The sequence below is a fragment of the Roseateles aquae genome (genome assembly GCF_032337115.1).
GTDB lineage: Bacteria > Pseudomonadota > Gammaproteobacteria > Burkholderiales > Burkholderiaceae_C > Roseateles_C > Roseateles_C aquae.
The window spans coordinates 274,316-294,191 of sequence record NZ_JAVXZY010000007.1; the positions used below are offsets into that span (position 1 = coordinate 274,316).

Consider the following 19,876-nt stretch of genomic DNA (forward strand, 5'->3'; position numbering starts at 1 on the left):
CGGCGCTACCATGCCGGCTTTCCCGCCCCGGCAGAGCCTTCGCCATGTGCCCCGATGCCACCGACAGCAGCAGCGCCCTGAAAAGCTGGTTTGTGCACAGCGGTGTTCGTGCGCCGCTGGAGACCTGCATCGGCCCGCTGCCCGGAACAGGAGCCGGCCTGGTGCGTTGGTCGCAGCATGAGGCCGAGCCGGCGATACGGGTCAGCAGCCCACATCCGGACAGCTATCGCATTGCCGTGATGCTGGAGCCGCTGGAGTCGCAGATCTGGGTCAACGGTGAGCCCTTCAGCGGCGGCCGCATCGCCGCCAACAGCTTTCGCATCTGCCCGCCGGGCTCGGCGCAGCGCTGGCGCCAGCTGAGCGCCTGCGACATCGCCAACGTCTTCATTCCCACCAGCACCGTCGACAGCTATCTGCTGCGCCGCAATGCCGAGGCGCCTGGCCAGCTGGGCGCCACTCCTTTTCTGCCCGACCGTGAGGTGCTGGATCTGGTCGGCAAGATGCTCAATGCCGAGGCGGCCGCGGGGCCGCTGGCCGAGACCTATTGCGACGCGATGGTCGCCGCGATGCTGAGCTATCTGCTCGAGCAGTACGGCGGCAGCGAGGTCACTGCGGCGGCGGCGCGGCTGGGCGGCGCGCGGCTGCGCCGGGTGCAGCGTCATATGCAGGCGCATCTGGGTGAGGAGCAGCCGATTGCCGAGCTGGCCCAGCTCTGCGCGATGAGCGCCTCGCACTTTGCGCGTGAGTTCAGCCGCGCGGTCGGCCTGCCGCCGCATCAATACCTGCTGAAGCTGCGCCTGGAGCGCGCGGCCGAGCTGCTGGCCGAAGGGGACGACAGCCTGCTCGACATCGCGCTGGCCTGCGGCTTCAACGACGCCAGCCATTTCTCGCGCGCCTTCACGCGCCGTCATGGCCAGCCGCCGTCCACTTACCGCCGAGCGCTGCGCGAGCGACGGGCGCTGCGGCGCTGAACAGCGCCCAACTGGCCTGTTGCGCCGCCGCCGCGCACGCTGACGTGATGGCAGCTTTGTGCAAGTCGCGCAGGTTTTTGCTACGGCCCCAGCGCCACTGACGCCCACACTGCCCCTCTGATCAAGGCCTGCCTACGCCTGTGCTGCGTGGAAACAAGGGCCATGTCGAGGAGCAAAAAATGTTTGAGAAGAACGTGCGTCAGCTCGCCGTGCTGGCCCTGTGCGCTGCCTGCCTGCCGCTTCAGGCGCAAACCGAAAACGCCAAGCTGGAGCGGGTGGAGATCGTCGGCTCCAATCTGAAGCGCATTGATTCGGAAGGTCCGGCGCCGGTGCAGATCGTCAAGCGTGCCGATATTGAAGCGACCGGCGCGACCACCGTTGTCGATGCCCTGCTCAATCTGGCCTCGGTCACCGGCGGCTTTGATGGTGCCGAAAGCAATTCGTTCTCGCCCGGCGCCGCCGCGGTGTCGCTGCGTGGCATGGGCGAAAAGAACGTGCTGGTGCTGTTGAATGGCCGGCGCCTGGCCAACTTCGGCTTCGCCTCGGGCACCGACTCGACGTTTGTGGACCTGAACGCGCTGCCCCTGTCGGCGATCCAGGAAATCCAGATCCTGCGCGACGGCGCCTCGGCCATCTATGGTTCGGATGCTGTCGCTGGCGTGATCAACTTTGTCACTCGCCGCGACTACAAGGGTCTGGAGCTCGGGGGCAAGTACTCGCAAAACACGGCTGGCGACCTCAAGACGAGCTCAGCGAATGTGGCGACCGGCTTTGGTGACCTGAGCCGTGACGGCTACAACGTGCTGGCGACGCTGGATCTGTACCATCGCGGTTCGGCCATCGCCGGCAAGCATGAGTTCACCCGCTCGGCGGATTTGCGCTCGCTTGGCGGGCAGGATGGCCGCAGCATCACAGAAGGGCCCGGCTCCTACTACAACGAGGGCACCGGTGAGCGCCATGCGATGCCAGGATGCCCTGCCGCTCAGGTCGAGATCGATGACCGCGGCGATGAGTACTGCCGCACCGAGCGTGATCCTGCCGGGGAACTCTCGCCATCGATCAAGCGCGTGGCGGGCATGCTCGTCGGCAGCTGGGACCTCAACAAGAATGTGCAGGCCTTTGGTGAGCTCGCGTTCAGCCGCAACAAGGCAGATTGGGTCAACGGCTTCGAGACCATCGAGTGGTATCAGCCGGATCGCCACATCCTGCCCGACTGGGGCAGCTACAACGCCGTTGGCGATGGCGCGCCGCTGACGGTGTTCCGCGCCATCTATGAAGCGCCGCGCAAGCAAACGCATATCACCGCTGACACGACGCGGCTGTTGCTGGGCATGCGTGGCTCGCTCGGCAGCTATGACTGGGAAACCGCCATCAGTCAGGACCGTGGCAATGTCACTTTGCTCGAGGACAACCATGTCAAACGCGATGCGCTGACCCAAGCCCTCAAGACAGGCAGTTACGACCCATTCAAACTGCGCAACCCGGACGCAGCCTGGCAGCCACTCATGACCTCGGTGGAGCGCAAGGCCAGCTCGCGTTTGAGCGCCTGGGACGCCAAGCTCAGCAACCCGGAGATGTTCCGTCTTGGTGGCCCGGTCGGCCTGGCCGCAGGCCTGCAGTTCTCGTCCGAGACCATGATCGACACCCCTGACGCGCAGGTTGTGGCTCGCAATATCGAGAACCTGGGCGGCACCGGCTCCGAAGGCGGGCGCCGCACACGCTCCGCCTATGTCGAAATGAGCCTGCAGCCCGTCAAGGCCTTGGAAGCTCAACTGGCCTTGCGGAGTGACCACTACAGCGATTTCGGTGGCACGATCAATCCGAAGATCGCTGCCTCCTTCAGGCCCTCGGAGAGTGTGCTGCTGCGCGCCGGCTACAACACGGCATTCAAGGCACCGACGCTGCCGCAGCTGCACATGGCTGAAACGGTGAGCTACTCCTCTGGCGTTGCCGACTGGGTGCGTTGCAAGCCGCTGGGCCTGGGCCCGGATCGCTGCAAGTACACGCCAAAGATGCTGCAGGTTTCCAACCCCCAGCTCAAGCCCGAGAAGTCGCGCATTGCCAGCTTCGGTGCGGTGTTCAATCCCAGCAAGGATCTTTTCCTCAGCGCCGACTACTACCACCTGAGTCAGCGCGACGCCATCCAGCTGCTGGACGGGCAATACCTGATGGACCATGAGTTCGACATCGCGGGCTACGACAAGCTGGTCGTGCGGGATCCGCGCAATCCTGCGCTGGAGGCGCGCTACCCCGGCCTGCAGCATGGCCGCTTGAACACCATCATCACGCCCTTCATGAATGTGGGGCGTGTCCAGACCGATGGTGTCGATCTGAGTTCTCGCTACAGCTTCGCGCTTGGCGGCGGAAAGCTGACGCTACGTGACGAGTTGAACTACCAATTCCACTTCAAGATGTCTGAAGTTGCGGGCGCCGAGCCGTCGGAACGCCTGGATGGCTACTACCGCCCGAAGTGGCGCAACGTCTTCACGCTGGCCTATGAGCTGGGGGCCTGGAGCGGGCTGCTGCGCGCCAACACCTCGGCAAGCGTGCTCAACATCGACGACCCCAAGAACATCCTCGAGGGGCAGGTCGTTGATCGCTTGCCCAGCTACACGACCTGGGACTTCAACCTGCGTTACGCCCAGTCCAAGCAACTGAGCGTCAACCTGGGCATGGTCAACTTCACCGACAAGCGCGCGCGCTTCTCGACGCAGTACGGCACCTTCATTGATGGCACGTACATGACAGGGCCGAGTGCCTATCTCAGCCTGCGTTACGCGATGCAGTAAGGCATCGACCAAGGCACAGCCCGGCGGGTGGCGGTGAAACCGCGCTGCCACCCGCGGGACACATGATCAGCGCCTGGCGCGCTTGCTGCTCGTCGTGCTGACCGCCTTGGAGGGCTGTCCGACGACTCTGCTGCAGGCCATGCCTGTGCGTGACATCGAGCAGGCCTTGTTCAAGCGGCTCAGCAACGGGCAGATGGACGGCAACTACTTCGCGCGCCTCGCCAGTGCGTAGCACAGACCACAGACGGGTCTCTCTCGAGGAGGAGACGGCAGCCGGCACTTCGGTGTCGCGCTGTTCGTTTGCAACGCTCGCACGACCGTGCTAAATTGCATCCCATGGAAGCCAAGACCGAGCGCAGCGAGCTGACCCAGAGTGCCATCGTCGATGTCGCGCTGGAGATGGCTGCGCTGGAGGGGCTGGAGAGCTTGTCGATAGGTGAGGTGGCCAAGCGGCTGAATCTGTCCAAGAGCGGCGTGTTCTCGCGCATCGGTTCGCGTGAGGGCCTGCAGCGTGCGGTGCTGGAAGAGTTCGACCGCCGCTTCCAGCAGGACATCATGCTGCCGGCGATGCGCGAGGCCCGTGGCCTGCCGCGGCTGGACGCCATCATGCAGGCCTGGCTGCGCCGCGCGACCACGCCGGGCGCGCGTGGCAGCTGCCTCTACGTGGCCGGCGCCTATGAGTTCGACGACCGTGAAGGCCCGCTGCGCGAGATGCTGCTCGATGGCGTCAGGCGCTGGCGCCAGGTCTTGCGGCGCAGCGTGTTGCAGGCGGTCGAGGTCGGGCATCTGCGTGGCGATATCGATGTCGATCAGCTGGTCTTCGAATTGGATGGGGTGTTCGCGGCAGTGGTGCGCGAGACGCGCTTCTTACGCGACCCACAGGCGGCCGAGCGCGGCTTGGCCAGTTATGCGCGCTTGATTTCGCAGTACCGCAGCGGCAGCTGAACCCGGGCAGCGCCTTGGCAGCGCCGTCTGCGCGGCGGGTGAGCCATCGCCCATTTTTTTGGCTCAAGTTCGCACGGTCGTGCGAAGTTTTGAAGGAGGCCTGAGATGCTGTTCCTGCTCTTGATCGTGGCGCTGGGCGCCTTGCTGTGGTCGGCCTGGCGCGGCTGGCGCCGGCTGTGGTGGTCGCTGCCGCGCAGCAATCTTGATTTCTTTCCGGACTGAAACCATGAGTGCCTCACTTCCAGACTCCAAGAAGACGCCGGTCCCGGCCGTCAATCCGGCCAGCCTGTTCTACGCCCGTGGCCCGGTGCAGCGTGTGCTGCGCGGCCTGTTTGCCGGCCTGCAGCGACTCAGCCCGGCGCTGGCCGGCGCGGCGGCGATGCAGCTGTTCAGAACGCCGCTGCCACCGCGCTGGGCAGGCTCGGCCGCCGCATGGCCGGCGGTCTGGCAGCGCCACAGCCTGCCCTTTGAGGGCGGCCAGCTGCGCTTCTGGCGCCGCGGCGCGGCGGACGCCGGGCATCGGCCGGCCGTGCTCCTGCTGCATGGTTGGGGCGGGCGTGCTCAGGACATGGCGGCACTGGCCGAGCGGCTTTGGCAAGCGGGCTTTGCGCCGTTGCTGCCCGACCTGCCTGCCCATGGCCGCAGCAGCGGCTGGCGCAGCGATATGCCGCAGTGGTTGCGGGCGATCCAGGCGCTCAGTGCAGCACACGGGCCCTGGCATGCGGTAGTGGGCCATTCGCTCGGGGCGTTGGCGGCGGCGCACAGCGTGGCCGCGGGCCTACCCGCGCAACGCCTGGTGCTGCTGGCCGTGTCGCCGCCGCCGCGGCAGATCCTGCACTGGTTCGCTGCGGGCTTTGGCCTGCGCGCTGGCGTTCAACAGCACATGGCGGCGTGGTTCGCCCAGCGTGGCGCGGCGTTGGAGCGTTTCGAGCCTGCCTGGCTGGGTTCTCGGCTGGTGCTGCCCACGCTGCTGCTGCACGACGAGGCCGACCGCGCGGCGCCGCTGGCCCATGCGCTGGCCATGCAGCAGCAATTGCCGACGGGGCGCATGCAGCTGACCCAAGGCCTCGGCCATCGACGCCTGCTGCGCGATGAGGCGGTGCTGGAGGCGGTGAGGCGGCACCTGGGCGATGCCGCCTAGTCTTTGGATACCGACGGCATATCTGAACGCGCCGCAGCTGAAGATCTTGCCGCGACGGGCGGGGGATTTGTCGGATACTGGCCCTCACATCGATTCGTCTGCCTCTGCGCCGTGAGTTCGTTCACATGCTGTTGCGCAGCAGACGGCCCAGAGTCGTCAAAGAGAGCCGCAACGCGCCGATAACCTCAGCATGAGCATGGCCCGCCCAGCCTTCGCCCGCTGCTGTGCACCCGCCTCGCCGTTGGCGGGCGCGCGGCTGCGCCTTGCGCCGCTGCTGCTCGGGCTCGTCTTGCAGGGCTGTTCACCGCCCCCCGAGAGCAAGGCGCCGACGGCGGCCTCGGCCGTGCTGCCGGCTCAGCCCCGTGACCAGGCCTTGTGGGTAGAGCTGGAAAAGATCGAGCGGCTGCTCTCAGCCAAACCAGAGGAAAGCGAACAGCAGCTCCGCGAGCTGCAGGAACGCAGCCGCCCGGGCAGCGAAGAGCGCTTGGAAATCCTTGGCTTGCGGCTGAGCGCGGCGGCTCAGTCGCGCGAGCAGGAGCGTTTTCAGACCCTGCTGAAGCAGTTGCAGGACTGGCCGGCCAACACGCTGCGCCCGGCCGCTCGCCTGGTTGCCAGCTGCGCACAGGCGCGGCTGCTCAAGTACCAGGCCGATTTGCGCGCCGCGGCGCGCATGCTGGCCGATCTGCCGAGCTTTAGCGAGGCCACCGTGCCGTTGCTGCCGCTGCTGCGTGCCTACAACCTGCTGAGCACGTTGCAGGCCGATATGGGCAATGTCGACGAGGCGATCGAGAACGGACTGCGCGCCGAGCGACTGGCCGAGCGCAGCGGCGCCTTGTGGCGCCATGCCGACGCGCTCAACGCCCTGGCCTGGTTTTATCAACGGGCCGACCAGCTGGAACGGGCCCAGCAGCTGAGCAATGAAGCGCTGGCCGAAGCGCTGCGCGATGCGGGCCCGATGCTGCTGTACTCGGTCTACAACAGCCGCGCCATCCTGTTTTCCGACGAGCCCGATAAACGTATCGCCCAGGAGGCCTACGAGGCAGCGATGAACTATGCCCGCCAATCGGGCGGCGTTGGCGTGCTGGCGCTGGCGCTGGGCAATACGGCCGACTTTCATTTGCGCCTGGGCAATCCGGCCAAGGCCCTGCAGTACGCCGCCCAGGCCTTGCCGCTGGCTCGCCAGGCCAAGGACATTGCCTCGGAGATCCTGGCCCTGCACAACCAGGGCATTGCCAAGATTGCGCTGAAGCGGGTTGAGGAGGGCAAGCAGGATGTGCGTCGCGCCATTGCCATGGACGAGCAGCAAGGCGCATTGCGCTACGCCGCCGATGGCTGGGAAGAGCTGGGTCAGTACCTGGAAAAGGCAGGCGACTATGCCGGCGCCATCGAGGCCGATCTGCAATACCGGGCGCTGATCGATCGCGTGCTGCGCGACGAGACGCGCAAGACCGTGCTCGAAGCCCAGGAGCGTTATGACGACGAGCGCCGTGCCAAGGAAATCGATCTGCTCAACCGCGGCAACAGCTTGAAGGCCGAACAGATCCGGGCCCGCGATCTGGCCTTGAAGCTGTGGCTGGCTCTGGGCGGCTGCATCATCCTGTCGGCGACGCTGCTGGCCATGGCCTACCGGCGCATCCGTCGTACCAATCTGGCACTGGCCAGCAGCAATGAGTCGCTGAAGCTGCAGAGCGAGCGCGACCCGCTCACCGGTCTGGCCAACCGACGCTTCTTCCAGACCGCGATACGCCGGCTGGCCGACAGCGGCCGATTGCGCGGCACCATGTTCCTGATCGATATCGACCACTTCAAGCGCATCAACGATCAGTACGGCCATGCGGCCGGCGACACCGTGCTGGTCGAGGTCTCGCGGCGGCTGCGCACAACGCTGCGCGAGCATGACCTGATCGTCCGCTGGGGTGGTGAGGAATTCCTGATCGTCATCGGTGCCGAGGAGGCCGACTATGCGGCCCAGCTGGCCAAGCGCCTGCTAGAGCAGATCAGCAGCCCCGAGATCCGCCATGGCGAGCAGGTCATTCCGGTCAGCGCGTCCATCGGCTACGCCAGCTTCCCGCTGCCGCCGCACGGCATCGATGTGCAGTGGGAGCGCGCCATCGATGTGGTGGACACCTTGATGTACATCGCCAAGGCCCACGGCCGCAACAAGGCCTATGGCCTGGAACGCAGCGAGGCGCGCAGCGAGGCCGAGCTGCTGGCCCTGACCGAGCGGATGGAAAGCGCCTGGCATGAGGGTCAGGTCGTGCTGGCCTCGGTGCAGGGCCCGCCGCTGGGCGGGAGCTTCTGATGCGGCCCCAGTTGCGCGCCAGCCTGGGTGTGCTGATGCTGGCCGGCTTGGCCCTGCTGCTGCTGCCCGCTGTGCATGCAGCGCCGGCCGATCTTGATGCCGAACTGCAGCAGCTGATGCGCCTGGGCTACGACAAGCCCGAGGCCGCGCTCGAACGCCTGCATCTGCTGCAGCGCCAGGCCAGCAGTGCCGAGCAACGTGCGCTCCTGCGGATGACCGAGGCGCGCCTGCTGGCCCAGTCGGGCGAGGCCAGCACGGCACAGCAAATCATCGATACCTTGCGCGAGCAGTTCGGCCCGCAGCCCACGCTGCAAGACCGACTCGAGCTGCTGCGCGCCGAGATTGCCGATCGCCAGGGGCAGAGCGAGCAGGCCTTTTCGGCCGCCCAACGTGCACTTGATGGCCTGGGAGGTGCCTGCGACGCGATCGAATCGATCGAGCAATTGCCGCGCGGCTGCGATTTCCGCAGTGCCTGGGCGGCGCTGCGCATCATCGAGCGCACCCACCTGGCCCGCGGCGCCTACGCGCTGGCCGAGGTGGCCGCCAAACAGGCGCTGGAGCTGGCGCAGGCCGGCCATGACGTCTATGCCTCGGCCATGAGCATGGGGGCGCTCGCCCTGATTCAGGAACAGCGCGAGCAGCCCGAGCTGGCCCGGCGCTGGCTGACCCAGGCGCTGCAGACCGCGCAGGGCGATGCGCTGATCCTCTCGCGCATCAAGACCTATCAGGCCACCGTCGAAGGCCGGCGCGGGAACGCGGTGGGCCAGACGGACGCACTGCTGGAAGCACTCAAGCTGGCCCGCGAGGCCGACGCGCCGCATCTATTGGCCCAGGTACAGGCCAATCTGACCGATTCCTATCTGAAGCAGAACGAAGCCAAGCGCGCCCTGCAGCTGGCCGAGCAGGCCTTGCCGGTGCTGCAGCGCTTCAAGGACGTCCGCAGCGAACGGGTGGTTCGCCACAATATGGCGCTGGCCCATCTGAAGCTGCAGCAGTTTGATCAGGCGCGGGCTCAGTTGGCCGAAGTCGAGCGCCTGCGCCGCGGCCAGCTTGAGCCGACCACGCGGATCCGCGAGCTGCGCGAACTGACCGAGGCCTGGGCCGCCGCCGGCCAGCCGCGCGAAGCGATCCGCATCTTCCACGAGGAACGCGCGCTGACCGAGAAAGTTCATGCCCGCGACCGCGAAGCCTCGCTGCAGCAGCTCAAGGTCAAGTTCGACACCGAGCGCAAGCAGCGCGACCTCAAGCTGCTCAATGGCGACAAGGTGCTGAAGGAGCAGCAGCTGGCCAATCGCAACCTGGCCCAGCAGGTCGGCATGGCGGTGGCAGGCCTGCTGGGGCTATCGCTGATCCTGGTCGTCGTGATGCTGCGCCGGGTGCGCGAAGCCAATCGCCGGCTCAAGGCCAACCAGAAGCTGCTGCGCGAGCAGAGCGAACGCGACCCGCTGACCGATCTGGCCAACCGCCGCCATTTCCTGGCCGTGATGGAGCGCCATGCCAAGGAGGTGTTCAACGGCGCACTGCTGATGGTTGACATCGACCACTTCAAGCATGTCAACGATGAGCATGGCCACGCCGCCGGCGATGCGGTGATCTGTGAGGTGGCGCGGCGCATCAGCCTGGCGGTGCGCAGCGAAGACCTGGTCGTGCGCTGGGGCGGTGAGGAATTCCTGGTCTTCGTGCCCGGCATGGCCCAGGCCCAGCTGGTGGCGCTGGCCGAGCGCATCCTGTTCAGCGTCGGCGCGACGCCGGTGGCGACCGAGAACGGGCCCTTGCGCGTCACCGTGTCGATAGGTTTTGCCCATTTCCCGCTACCGCCGGTGCGCCTGGACCTGCACTGGGAACGCGCCGTCAACTGGGCCGATATGGTGCTCTACACGGCCAAGGCCCAGGGCCGCAACCGCGCCGTCGGCATCACCACGGTCGACGCTGCCGATGCCGACGCCCTGCTGCAAATCGAAGCCGATTTCGATGCTGCCTGTTCGTCCGAGCGGGTGCAGCTGTGCACGGTGGTCGGGCCGACGGCCTGAGTGACGCCAGCGGCCGGCTGGCGTGCGGTAGGGGCTCGCCAATTCGAGTCCGATCTAAGAGCCCTGCCGCCAACCTGGGCGTCAATCCGAAGTGAGCGCCTCCGATGAAACCACGCGGCGCGAGTCTTGGTGCCTCAATTCCTGTTGCAGGATGCAGTCAATTTTGGAGCGAAAATAACTTCTCAAGCGCATTGCCATCTACAGAATATTTACGTTAGCATCGCGCCCGGACGCCGTGGCAGATATCGAAAAGCTGCGCACCGGAATCAGCCGGTATGTGGCGCCACTGCGCTGGTTCGGTAACGGGAGGGGAAAACATGAACGTGAAGAAGAGCTTCGTCATTGCGCTGGCGATGGTGGCCGGTGCAGGCGTGCAGGCTGCTACACAAGCGCAGCTAAGCCTGAGCGGCTTCAGCTATACCTTGAAAGACCTCAACCTTGCCGACGGACTTGCGCCGGCATTGAGCTTCACGGGTATTGCTGGAAGAAATCTTGATGTCTCTGAAGCGAAGCAACTCGGTTGGACCGTCGGTTCCATCCCAGTGCCGAATTCGCATATGGTGGTCTACGGCCCGGAGGAATCTCTCAGCGATTTTGCCTGGAGTGGCGTCGGTACTCTTTCCTCTACCAGGCAGCAAGCCCTTGCCTCAGTAGCGGCGCAAGCCGAAAACGCACCTGAGCTGGAGGTGCAAAGCAATGTTGATGCCGGGAACAAGGCCGCCGCATCGGCATCATATTTCCAGTGGATCGTTCTGGGCGCTGGGACGCAGGCGACGTTCCGCATGCTCGTCAATGCCTCGATCAGCGGCGATGAGGCGATTGGCAGCATGCCGAATGGTCAATTCGGGCCTCACTCGAACGCTGGCGTGTCTGCAATGCTCATTGCAGGCCCGCTTCAGGCAACGACCGGTATGACTTCATTCAATGGATTCAGCATTGACAGCGAGGCCTACGAGCAAACGATAGACGGGCAATGGCTGACATTGACGATAAAGAACACCAGCAATGCCGAAAAGTCGCTCCCGCTATCAGTCAACGCGTCGGTATGGGCAAGCGATCACGTCGCTCCTGTCCCCGAGCCTGCCAGCTACGCGCTAATGGCTCTGGGCCTGATCGGAGTGGCTGCTGCTTCGCGTCGCCGGCAGCAACGCTGATACGCCGCGGTTGAGGCGCAAGACCTGACCCGACGAAATTGCGCCGCTGCGCTGAACGACATCGGCGGCCGGCGCGTTTTAGTCAGCGAGCTGTACGGGGCCCCGGTTCTATACTGAGCCGCCACAGCCCTTTGCCAGCGCCCATGCCCCTCGCCTGCCCCCGCCCGCAGCGTTCTGCGCTCGTCCACGCATGACGGCGGCCTGGCTGCAGCGCTGGCGGGCCTATGCCGGCGAATTCCTGCATGAGGACCTGCTCGCTGCCTTTGTCGTCAGCGTGCTGCTGATTCCGCAAAGCCTGGCCTACGCGATGCTGGCCGGCCTGCCGGCGCAGACCGGCATGTATGCCAGCCTGCTGCCGCTGCTGCTCTATGCCTTGCTGGGCTCCAGCCCCTATCTGGGCATTGGGCCGGTGGCGGTGCTGGCGCTGATGATTGCGCAGACCTTGGGCCAGGCGCCCGCCGGCGTCAGCCCCGGGGAAGCAGCGCTGGTACTGGCGGCCGAGGTCGGGTTGATTCTGGCGGCGGCGGCGGCGCTGCGGCTGGATGCGCTGGCCGCCCTGCTCAGCGTGCCGGTGCTGCATGGCTTCGAGACCGGCGCCACCCTGTCGATCGCGGCGGCGCAGCTGCCGGTGTTGCTGGGCAGCCCGGCCAGCGGTTTTGATCTGCCCTCGCTGCTGGGCAGCGCGATGGCCTCGGGCGGGCAATGGCATCGCTGGAGCGCCGCCTTTGGGGTCGGCGCCGTCTGCGTGCTGGTGTTCGGCCGCCAGGGACTGGCCGCGCTGCTGGGCCGCTGGATGGGGGAAGTGCGTGCGGCGCTGCTGCTGCGCCTGCTGCCACTCGTGCTGCTGCTGCTGGCCATGTCCGCCTCGCGGGGCCTGGACGCGGTCTCGGCCGGTGTGGCCGTGGTCGGCGAGCTGCCGCCGCTGCACCTGGGCCTGTCACTGCCGCGGCTCGATGCCGCGCTGTGGCAGGCGATGCTGCCCGGCGCCCTGCTGCTGGCGCTGATGGCCTATGTGACCAGTCTGGTGGTGTCGGAGTCGCTGGCGCGGCGGCGTGCCGAGCGGGTCGATGCGCGGCGCGAGTTGCTCGGCCTGGCCGGCGCCAATCTGGCCGCGGCGCTCAGCCTGGGCATGCCGGTGGCGGCGAGTTTCTCGCGCAGCGTGCTCTTGTACGACGCCGGCAGCCGCACCCGGATGAGCGGCGTCTTCATCGCCTTCGCGATGGGCCTGGCGATGTGGCTGCTGGCGCCGCTGCTGGCCTGGCTGCCCAAGGCGGTGCTGGCGGCAACGATTCTGGTCGCCGTGCTCAGCGGCCTGAAGTTCGCCCCCTTTGCCCAGGCCTGGCGCTACGCGCGGGCCGAGGCGGTGCTGATGGGGCTGGTGACGCTGCTGGTGCTGTTCTGGAGCGTCAGCGCGGCGCTGGGCCTGGGCGTGCTCGGTGCCATCGCCTTGCTGCTGCAGCGCACCGCCCGCCCGCATGTGGCACTGATCGGCCGCGTGCCGGGCACCGAGCATTACCGCAATATGGACCGCTACCAGGTTGAATGCCTGCCCGGCGTGATGGGCTTGCGCATCGACGAGAGCCTGTTGTTCACCAACGCACGCAGCCTGACCGATGTGGTGCAGGCCTTGCTGGAACAGCAGCCAGACACCCGCCGGGTCGTGCTGCAGATGGCACCGGTCAATGCGGTGGATTTCAGCGGCCTGGAGGCCCTGCGCGATCTGCACGAGGCGTTGCGCCGCCAGGACATCCGGCTCGACCTCAGCGAGGTCAAGGGCCCGGTGCTGGACCGGCTCAAGGCCAGCGCCTGGCAGCACTGGTTCCGCGGCCAGCTCTTCCTCAGCCACCACCAGGGCATGCTGGATGGCAGCCGCGTGGCCAGCGATTGGGTCAGCCCCTGAGCCAGTCCCCGTCGCGGTCGCGGATCAGCGCTCGGCCAGCGCCAGCTTCAGGCCAAAGCTGAGGAAGAGCGCGCCGATGGCGCGATTCAGCCAGGCGGCCAGCCGCGCGCTGGGGCGCAGCCGGGTGCTGGCCAGGGCCGTCGACACGGCCAGGAAATGGCACCACAGCATGCCGTTGAAATCGAAGATCGCCCCGAGCACGATGAAGGCCAGCGGCTTGTTCGGGGCCTCGGGGCTGATGAACTGCGGCACAAAGGCGAGGAAGAACAGCGCCACCTTGGGGTTGAGCAGATTGGTCATCAGCCCCTGCAGGAACAGCTGGCGCTGGCTGGCCGGCGCCGGCGCGGCCATCTCGGCAGCATCGTTGCCAGCGCCCCGCTTGAGCAGCATGCTGGCGCCGATATAAAGCAGGTAGGCCGCGCCGATGTATTTGACGACACTGAACGCCGTTGCCGAGGTGGCCAGCAGCGCCGACAGGCCCAATGCCGCCGCCGCCACATGGATCAGGGTGCCGGCGCCGATACCCAGCGCCGCGGCCGAGCCGGCCCGCCAACCCTGGCTGGCGCTGCGGCTCATGATCAGCAGGGAATCCGGGCCGGGCGCGATATTCAGCAGCAGGCCGGAGGCAATGAAGAGCGGGAGGTCGTGGATGCCGAGCATGGGTCGCGGGCCGCGCGCAGCCCTCAATGAGCCTGAGGAGGCGAACCATTCTTTCACACCGGGTGGCTCGGCCCTCTGGTCTTGCGTCGCGCCACGCGCTACCCTGCACCCGGGGCAGGCTGGGGCTTGCCGAGGCGCCCGCCAAGCCAATGCGTGAAGTGCACTCTCTGGGTCTGACCGCCGCCGCCACTGTTGCCGCGCTGCAGCGGCGCAGCCGCGTGTGTGGCCGTGTGCTGCGCACCGCATGGCGACTCGGCCTGGCGCTGCTGCTGACGCTGGCCTTGAACGGCACGGCCACTGCCGCCTATGTCGCCAGCCTGCGCTTCAACGCGCTGGGCACGGAACAGGGGCTGCCGGACAGCTCGGCGGTCACGATGCTGCAGGACCGCCGCGGCCTGATGTGGATAGGCACGGCCAATGGCCTGGCCCGCTACGACGGCCGGCGTTTCAAGCATTTCGCGGCCGATCCCGATGATGAGCATGCGCTGGCCCATGCCTTGGTCAGCGCGCTGCTCGAGGACGAGAGCGAGCGCCTCTGGATCGGCACCTCGGCCGGGCTGCATCGCATGGATTTGCGCAGCGAAACCCTGCAGCGCATACCCATGCCGGCCGACTGGTCGCCGCAGAACCGCCGCATCTTCGCCATGGTGAGAGTGGGGGCGCGGCTGTGGGTCGCGTGCCGCGGCGGCCTCTTGCGCTATGAGTTGAGCAGCGGGGCTTACGAGCTGGTGCTGGCCAGCGCCGATCCGCTCAATCCACTGCGGCTGGGTGCGATGGTGGCGGACCGGCAGGGCGGCCTTTACATCAGCCAGGGCGCGCGGGTGCTGCACCTCAGCGCCCAGGGCCAGCAAGACCTGACCCTGGATCTGGCGCAAGGCCGGCCCGGCGAGGCGGTTGGCCTGACGATTCGTTCGATGCTGCTCGACGAGCAGGGCCGTCTCTGGCTGGGCACGGCGCTGGGGCTGCGTGCCTGGCAGCTCGGTGGTGCTGACGCAAAGCCCTTGGATGAGTTGCAGGCGCTGAAGCTGCCGCAGCAGGTCGTCTTTTCGCTGCTGCGCGACGAGGCCGGGTCGATCTGGGCGGCCTATGGCTCGGGCGGCGGCCTGTTGCGCCTGCGCGATCAGCCTGGGGGCGGCTGGGAGACCGAATTCTTTCGCCACCACGATGCCTTGCCGCACAGCCTGAGCGCCAGTTCGGTGGCCTCGCTCTATCAGGACAGCAGCGGTGTGCTCTGGATAGGCACCTGGGGCGGCGGCATCAGCCTGGCCGATCTGCGCAGCGGCGGCTTTCGCCAGTACCTGCATGTGTTGGACGACCCGGACAGCCTGTCCAGCGATGGCATCACCGCCGTGGCCCTGGACGGCAGCGAGCAGGCCTGGCTGGGCAGCTATGGCGGTGGGCTCAATCGCGTCAATCTGCGCAGCGGCAGTACCGAGCGCATCGCGCAGTCACAAAGCGGCGCCCGTCTGATCAAGACGCTGCTGCTCGAAGCGCCAGGCCGGCTGTGGATAGGCGGCGACGATGGCCTGCGCTTGTTCGACACCGTCCGGCGGCGTTCCGAGGTGATTGCCCTTGGCAATACCAGCCCGGCCGGGGCCTCGATCGCCGCGCTGCTGCACGATCGGCAGGGCGTGCTGTGGATCGCCAGTGCCGGCGGCCTGTACCGGCGTCTGCCCGACGGCCGCCTGCTGACCTATCGCGCCGTCGCCGGCCAGGCCGGGGCGCTGAGCCACGACACCGTCGACTGCCTGCTGGAAGACCATCACGGCCGGATCTGGGTCGGCACCAAGGGCGGCCTGCACCTGTGGGACCCGGCGAGCGAAGGCTTTGTCCAGCCGCTGCAGCCCAGCGCCGAGCTGAAGAACCCGGCCGGCCTCAGCGTGTTCTCGCTGCGCGAAGATGCCAAGGGGCGGATCTGGCTGGGCACGGCGGTGGGCCTGTTCCAGCTACTACCGCAGGGCCAGGGCTGGCGTCTGCAGTCATGGCGACAGCTGCCCGGCATGCCCCGCGGCTGGGTCAACACGATGCAGGAAGACTTGCACGGTGCGCTGTGGCTGGGCCATGAGCAGGGTCTGGTTCATGTGCTGCCCGATCAAAGCAAGGTGCGCTTCTATCCGGGCCTGGGCGGCCATTTCGATGGCGGCTTCGGCTTCAACGCGACCGCCCGCGATGCCCATGGCCGGCTCTACTTCGGCAGCCAGGGCCTGCTTGCCTTCAAGCCCGATGAGCTGCGCGAAAGCCATGCCGCACCGCGTGTGCTGCTCAGCGATTTGCGCGTGTTCAATCAATCGCTGCTGCCGAGCGAGGCGGCCAGCGAGGTGCAAGACCAGCGCAGCAGCGCACCGCTGAGCCTGCGGGCGGTCGGTATTGACGGCCTGCTGCACCAGGCCCGGCAGGTTCGCCTGAGCCATCGCGAGACCATGGTCAGCTTCGAGTTCTCGGCGCTGCATTTCTACAGCGTCCGCCACAACCGCTATGCCTGGAAGCTGGAGGGCTTTGATACCGACTGGATCGAGGGCAAGCCCGGCGAAGGCCTGGCCACCTACACCAATCTGGACCCCGGCAGCTACCAGCTGCGCGCCCGCGCCGCCGGGCCCGATGGCAGCTGGAGCGGCGAGGATCTGGTGCTGGCCATCGAAGTGCTGCCGCCGTTCTGGCGGGCACTGTGGTTCCGTTTGCTGGCTGGCGTGGCGCTGCTGGCGGCGCTGGCAGCGCTGTACCGCTGGCGGCTGCGGCTGATGTGGCAGGCGCAGCGACGGCTGGAAAAAGAGGTGGCTGCGCGCACCGCCGAGGCGGTGCAGGAAGCCGAGCATGCCGAGCGCCAGCGCCAGCAGGCCGAGGCTGCCCGGCACGACATCAGCCTGCTCAGCGAGATCGGCCGCGAGCTGACCGGCCTGCTCGATGGCGAGGCCATCCTCGAACTGCTCTACCGCCGCGTGCAGCAGCTGATGGAGGCCGACATCTTTGCCGTCGGCCTGCTGCGCGCCGAGGAAGGCGTGATCGCGTTCGACTACTGCATGCAGGGCGGCATGGCCTTCGAACCCTACCAGCGCGCCCTGGCCTCCGAGGAACAGCCGGCGGTGCAATGCGTGCTGCAGGCCCGCGAACTGATCATCGAGAAGTTCCCGCACGACAACCGCATCGTCCGCGGCGTCGGCGGTGCGCAGCGCCGGCTGCGCCTGGTTGACGGCAGCGAGCCGCCACCGGCGCGCTCGGCCCTGTTCGTGCCGATGATGCTCAAGGGCCAGGTGATGGGCGTGATCAGCGTGCTCAGCCAGCGCGAAGGCGCCTACGATGGCTCGCACCTGGACAAGCTGCGCACGCTGGGCGCCTATGCCGCGGTCGCGCTGGACAAGGCCGAGGCCTACCACCGCCTGAAGCTCACCCAGACCCAGCTGGTCGCCCAGGAAAAGCTGGCCGCACTGGGCGCGTTGGTGGCCGGCGTGGCCCACGAGCTGAACACGCCGATCGGCAACAGCCTGCTGGTCGCCAGCACGCTGCGCGACGCCAGTGAAGAGTTTGTCCAGCAAGCGCGCAGTGGCGGCCTGCGCCGCTCCGAGCTGGAGCGCTACTGCGACAACGCCTCGGCCTCATCCAGCCTCTTGCTGCGCAGCCTGAGCCAGGCAGCCGAGCTGATCAGCAGCTTCAAGCAGCTGGCCGTCGACCAGACCTCCGATCAGCGCCGCCCCTTCGAGCTGCGCCAGCTGTGTGAGGAGTTGGCACTGACCTTCGCCAGCCGCCTGCGCCGCGAGGAACACCGGCTCGAGCTGGCCATCGAGCCCGGTATCGCGATGGACAGCTTCCCCGGCCCGCTGGGCCAGGTGCTGGGCAATCTGATCATGAACGCCCTGGTGCACGCCTTTGAGGGGCGCAAGCACGGCCTGCTGCAGCTGCAGGGCCAGCGCCTGGGCAGCGATCGGGTGCAGATCAGCTTCCGCGACGACGGCCGCGGCATCGCTGCCGAGCACCTCGGCCGTATCTTCGATCCCTTCTTCACCACCAAGCTCGGCCAGGGCGGCAGCGGCCTGGGCCTGCACATCAGTTACACCATCGTCAGCTCGCTGCTGGGCGGCAGCATCCGCGTCAGCAGCAGCCCGGGCCAGGGCGCCTGCTTCACCATCGAGCTGCCACTGGTGGCGCCCTTCGCGGTTGAGCCGCCGGCCGACGCGGCGGCGGCCTGAGCGCCCTTGCTGCGGCTCACAGCCCCTGTGCCTGCTTGAACAGGCTGCTCGGGTCGACACTGCGCTTGAGCGCCTGCAGCCGCGCCAGGTGGCGGCCGTAATAGGCCTCGCCTGGATTTGTGATCAGCCCGTCCAGATAGTTTTGATAGGCCCGGCCGCTGCTCCAGGGCGCAAGCAGCTGGCGCAGGCCGTGGGTCCATTGCGCGGCCTCGTTGAGCGTCGCGGCATCGGTGCCGGGGCGGTATTCGGCCAGGTACTGGGCGCTGAACAAGGCCTTGCGGTGGATGAAGGCCGTGTCATCCTCGGCCACGCGGGCGATGGCGCCGCCCATCAGGTTCAGCACTGCCATGCCGGGTTGCAAGCCGCGCTGGCGCAGGGCGCCGGCCAGGGCCTCGATGCCGGCGGCATCGATAGGGCGGTCAAAGAAATCCGAGCTGGCCGCCATCGCCACCCGGCCGAGTACGCCGGCGCTGTTCTGTGCCGGCAGATGGCATTGCGCGCTGCTCAGGTTGCGGCAGTCGTCCAGCATGGCCTCGCGGTAGCTGAGTGCGCGCAGCTGCGCTGACTGGGCGCTGGCATTGATGCGCGACAGCAGGCCCTGCCACTGCGCCTGCAGCTCGGCCAAGCCGGTGCTGGCGATGCCCCAGAGCGTCAGGCCCGCGCTCGAGACGGCCAGCTGCGACCAGATGCCGTCCGGCATCGTCTGCGGCCAGGCCTGCCAGGCGGCCAGCACGGTGGGCAGCTCATCCAGCTTGAAGTCGGCCTGAAAGCGCGTCAGCGGCACCACCGCGTGGGTGCGAAAGCGGAATTCGGTGACGACGCCAAAGTTGCCGCCGCCGCCGCCGCGCAGGCCCCAGAACAGCTCAGGCTGCCGCTGGGCATCGATCTGCAGCGTCTGGCCCTCGGCGTTGACCATCGTGGCGGCCAGCAATGCGTCGCAAGTGAGTCCATGCTCACGGTCGCGAACGCCAAAGCCGCCGCCCTGGCTGAGGCCGGCAATGCCCACGCTCAGGCAGCTGCCGGCGGCAATGCAACGGCCCTGGCCGATCAGCGCGTCGTAGACATCGGCCAGCGTCGCCCCGGCGCCCACCACGGCGACATCCCCCTCCAGCCGTACCGCGTTTAGCGCACCCACATCGATCAGCAAGGTGCCGCCGCTGGAGTTGCCGATATAGCTGTGGCCACCGCCGCGCAGCCGCAGCGGCAGGGCCAGGCGGCGTGCCGTGGCCAGGCCGGCGGCAATGTCGGCCACGCTGCCGGCACGCAGCAGGGCGCGGGGCGATTGAGCGTCAAAGCGCGCATTGGCCGCGGGGCTCAGGCGGGCAAAGTCGGCATCGCCAGGGCGCAGCAACTTGCCCGTGCCGAGCTGGGCCGCCAGCGCGGTCCATTCGGCGGCCAAGGGATCGGCCGGTGCTGGCGGTTCCACCGGCGGGGTCACCGTGCCGCTGCTGCCGCCGCCTCCACCACAGCTGGGCAGGGCGAGCGTGGCCGCTCCGGCCGCCGCCCAGGAAAGAAATCGCCGTTTGTCCACGCTGCCTCCTCGCAAGAACCAGTTCTTGTTAGGGAAGGTCTGCATAAGTCGGCGTGGGCCGTGGCAAGCACCGGCCAAGGCCTGCCTAGGCGCGAGCCGCCGCTCAGGCTGGTGGCCTGCGCAAGGCTCGCAACACCGGCAGGGTTTGGCTGGTGCTTGCCCTGCGGGTTGGGAGAAATGGGGCCTCCACGGGCGTTGCGCTGCTCGGCTGTCGGGCCACCAGCCCGACCTTCGCAGCGCGCCTACGTGGCAGCCCCATTTCTCCCAACCAC

The 19,876-nt window shown here is 67.4% G+C and carries 12 protein-coding genes; 10 read left to right on the top strand and 2 right to left on the bottom strand.

Annotated elements, in window-relative coordinates:
- The first annotated feature begins 44 nt into the window (after nt 1-44).
- The 9 genes from RQP53_RS17595 (at nt 45) to RQP53_RS17635 (ending at nt 13,232) form a co-directional block, all read left to right on the top strand.
- Nucleotides 45-971, top strand: coding sequence for an AraC family transcriptional regulator (locus RQP53_RS17595; protein WP_315651984.1), 927 nt, complete (start codon nt 45-47; stop codon nt 969-971).
- Nucleotides 972-1,150: 179 nt separating this feature from the next.
- Nucleotides 1,151-3,760: a TonB-dependent receptor plug domain-containing protein gene (locus tag RQP53_RS17600; RefSeq protein ID WP_315651985.1), complete on the top strand. Its 2,610-nt coding sequence runs from the start codon at nt 1,151-1,153 to the stop codon at nt 3,758-3,760.
- A gap of 94 nt (nt 3,761-3,854) precedes the next feature.
- Nucleotides 3,855-3,992, top strand: coding sequence for a hypothetical protein (locus RQP53_RS17605; RefSeq protein ID WP_315651986.1), 138 nt, complete (start codon nt 3,855-3,857; stop codon nt 3,990-3,992).
- A gap of 104 nt (nt 3,993-4,096) precedes the next feature.
- A complete protein-coding gene (locus RQP53_RS17610) occupies nt 4,097-4,705 on the top strand; it encodes a TetR/AcrR family transcriptional regulator (RefSeq protein ID WP_315651987.1) in 609 nt (202 codons plus the stop codon).
- Between the two features lie 226 nt (nt 4,706-4,931).
- Complete coding sequence (locus RQP53_RS17615; protein ID WP_315651988.1) at nt 4,932-5,846, top strand: alpha/beta hydrolase; 915 nt, start codon at nt 4,932-4,934, stop codon at nt 5,844-5,846.
- A gap of 190 nt (nt 5,847-6,036) precedes the next feature.
- Nucleotides 6,037-8,148, top strand: a complete 2,112-nt coding sequence (locus tag RQP53_RS17620; RefSeq protein ID WP_315651989.1) for a GGDEF domain-containing protein — start codon at nt 6,037-6,039, stop codon at nt 8,146-8,148.
- Complete coding sequence (locus RQP53_RS17625; RefSeq protein WP_315651990.1) at nt 8,148-10,178, top strand: diguanylate cyclase; 2,031 nt, start codon at nt 8,148-8,150, stop codon at nt 10,176-10,178. The genes RQP53_RS17620 and RQP53_RS17625 overlap by 1 nt, the downstream gene beginning before the upstream one ends.
- Nucleotides 10,179-10,495: 317 nt before the next feature.
- Nucleotides 10,496-11,332, top strand: a complete 837-nt coding sequence (locus RQP53_RS17630; RefSeq protein WP_315651991.1) for a PEP-CTERM sorting domain-containing protein — start codon at nt 10,496-10,498, stop codon at nt 11,330-11,332.
- A gap of 190 nt (nt 11,333-11,522) precedes the next feature.
- On the top strand, nt 11,523-13,232 hold the full coding sequence (locus tag RQP53_RS17635) for a SulP family inorganic anion transporter (protein WP_315651992.1): 1,710 nt from the start codon (nt 11,523-11,525) through the stop codon (nt 13,230-13,232).
- 24 nt (nt 13,233-13,256) lie between these two features.
- Here the strand turns inward: RQP53_RS17635 and RQP53_RS17640 are convergent, their stop codons facing one another.
- On the bottom strand, nt 13,257-13,892 hold the full coding sequence (locus RQP53_RS17640; RefSeq protein WP_315651993.1) for a LysE family translocator: 636 nt from the start codon (nt 13,890-13,892) through the stop codon (nt 13,257-13,259).
- A 158-nt stretch (nt 13,893-14,050) separates the two neighbouring features.
- Here RQP53_RS17640 and RQP53_RS17645 point away from each other — a divergent pair, with 158 nt between their 5' ends.
- Nucleotides 14,051-18,073 (top strand): two-component regulator propeller domain-containing protein, encoded by a 4,023-nt coding sequence (locus RQP53_RS17645; protein WP_315651994.1) that lies wholly within the window; start codon nt 14,051-14,053, stop codon nt 18,071-18,073.
- Nucleotides 18,074-18,089: 16 nt separating this feature from the next.
- Here the strand turns inward: RQP53_RS17645 and RQP53_RS17650 are convergent, their stop codons facing one another.
- A complete protein-coding gene (locus RQP53_RS17650; protein WP_315651995.1) occupies nt 18,090-19,604 on the bottom strand; it encodes an FAD-binding oxidoreductase in 1,515 nt (504 codons plus the stop codon).
- Between the last annotated feature and the right edge of the window lie 272 nt (nt 19,605-19,876).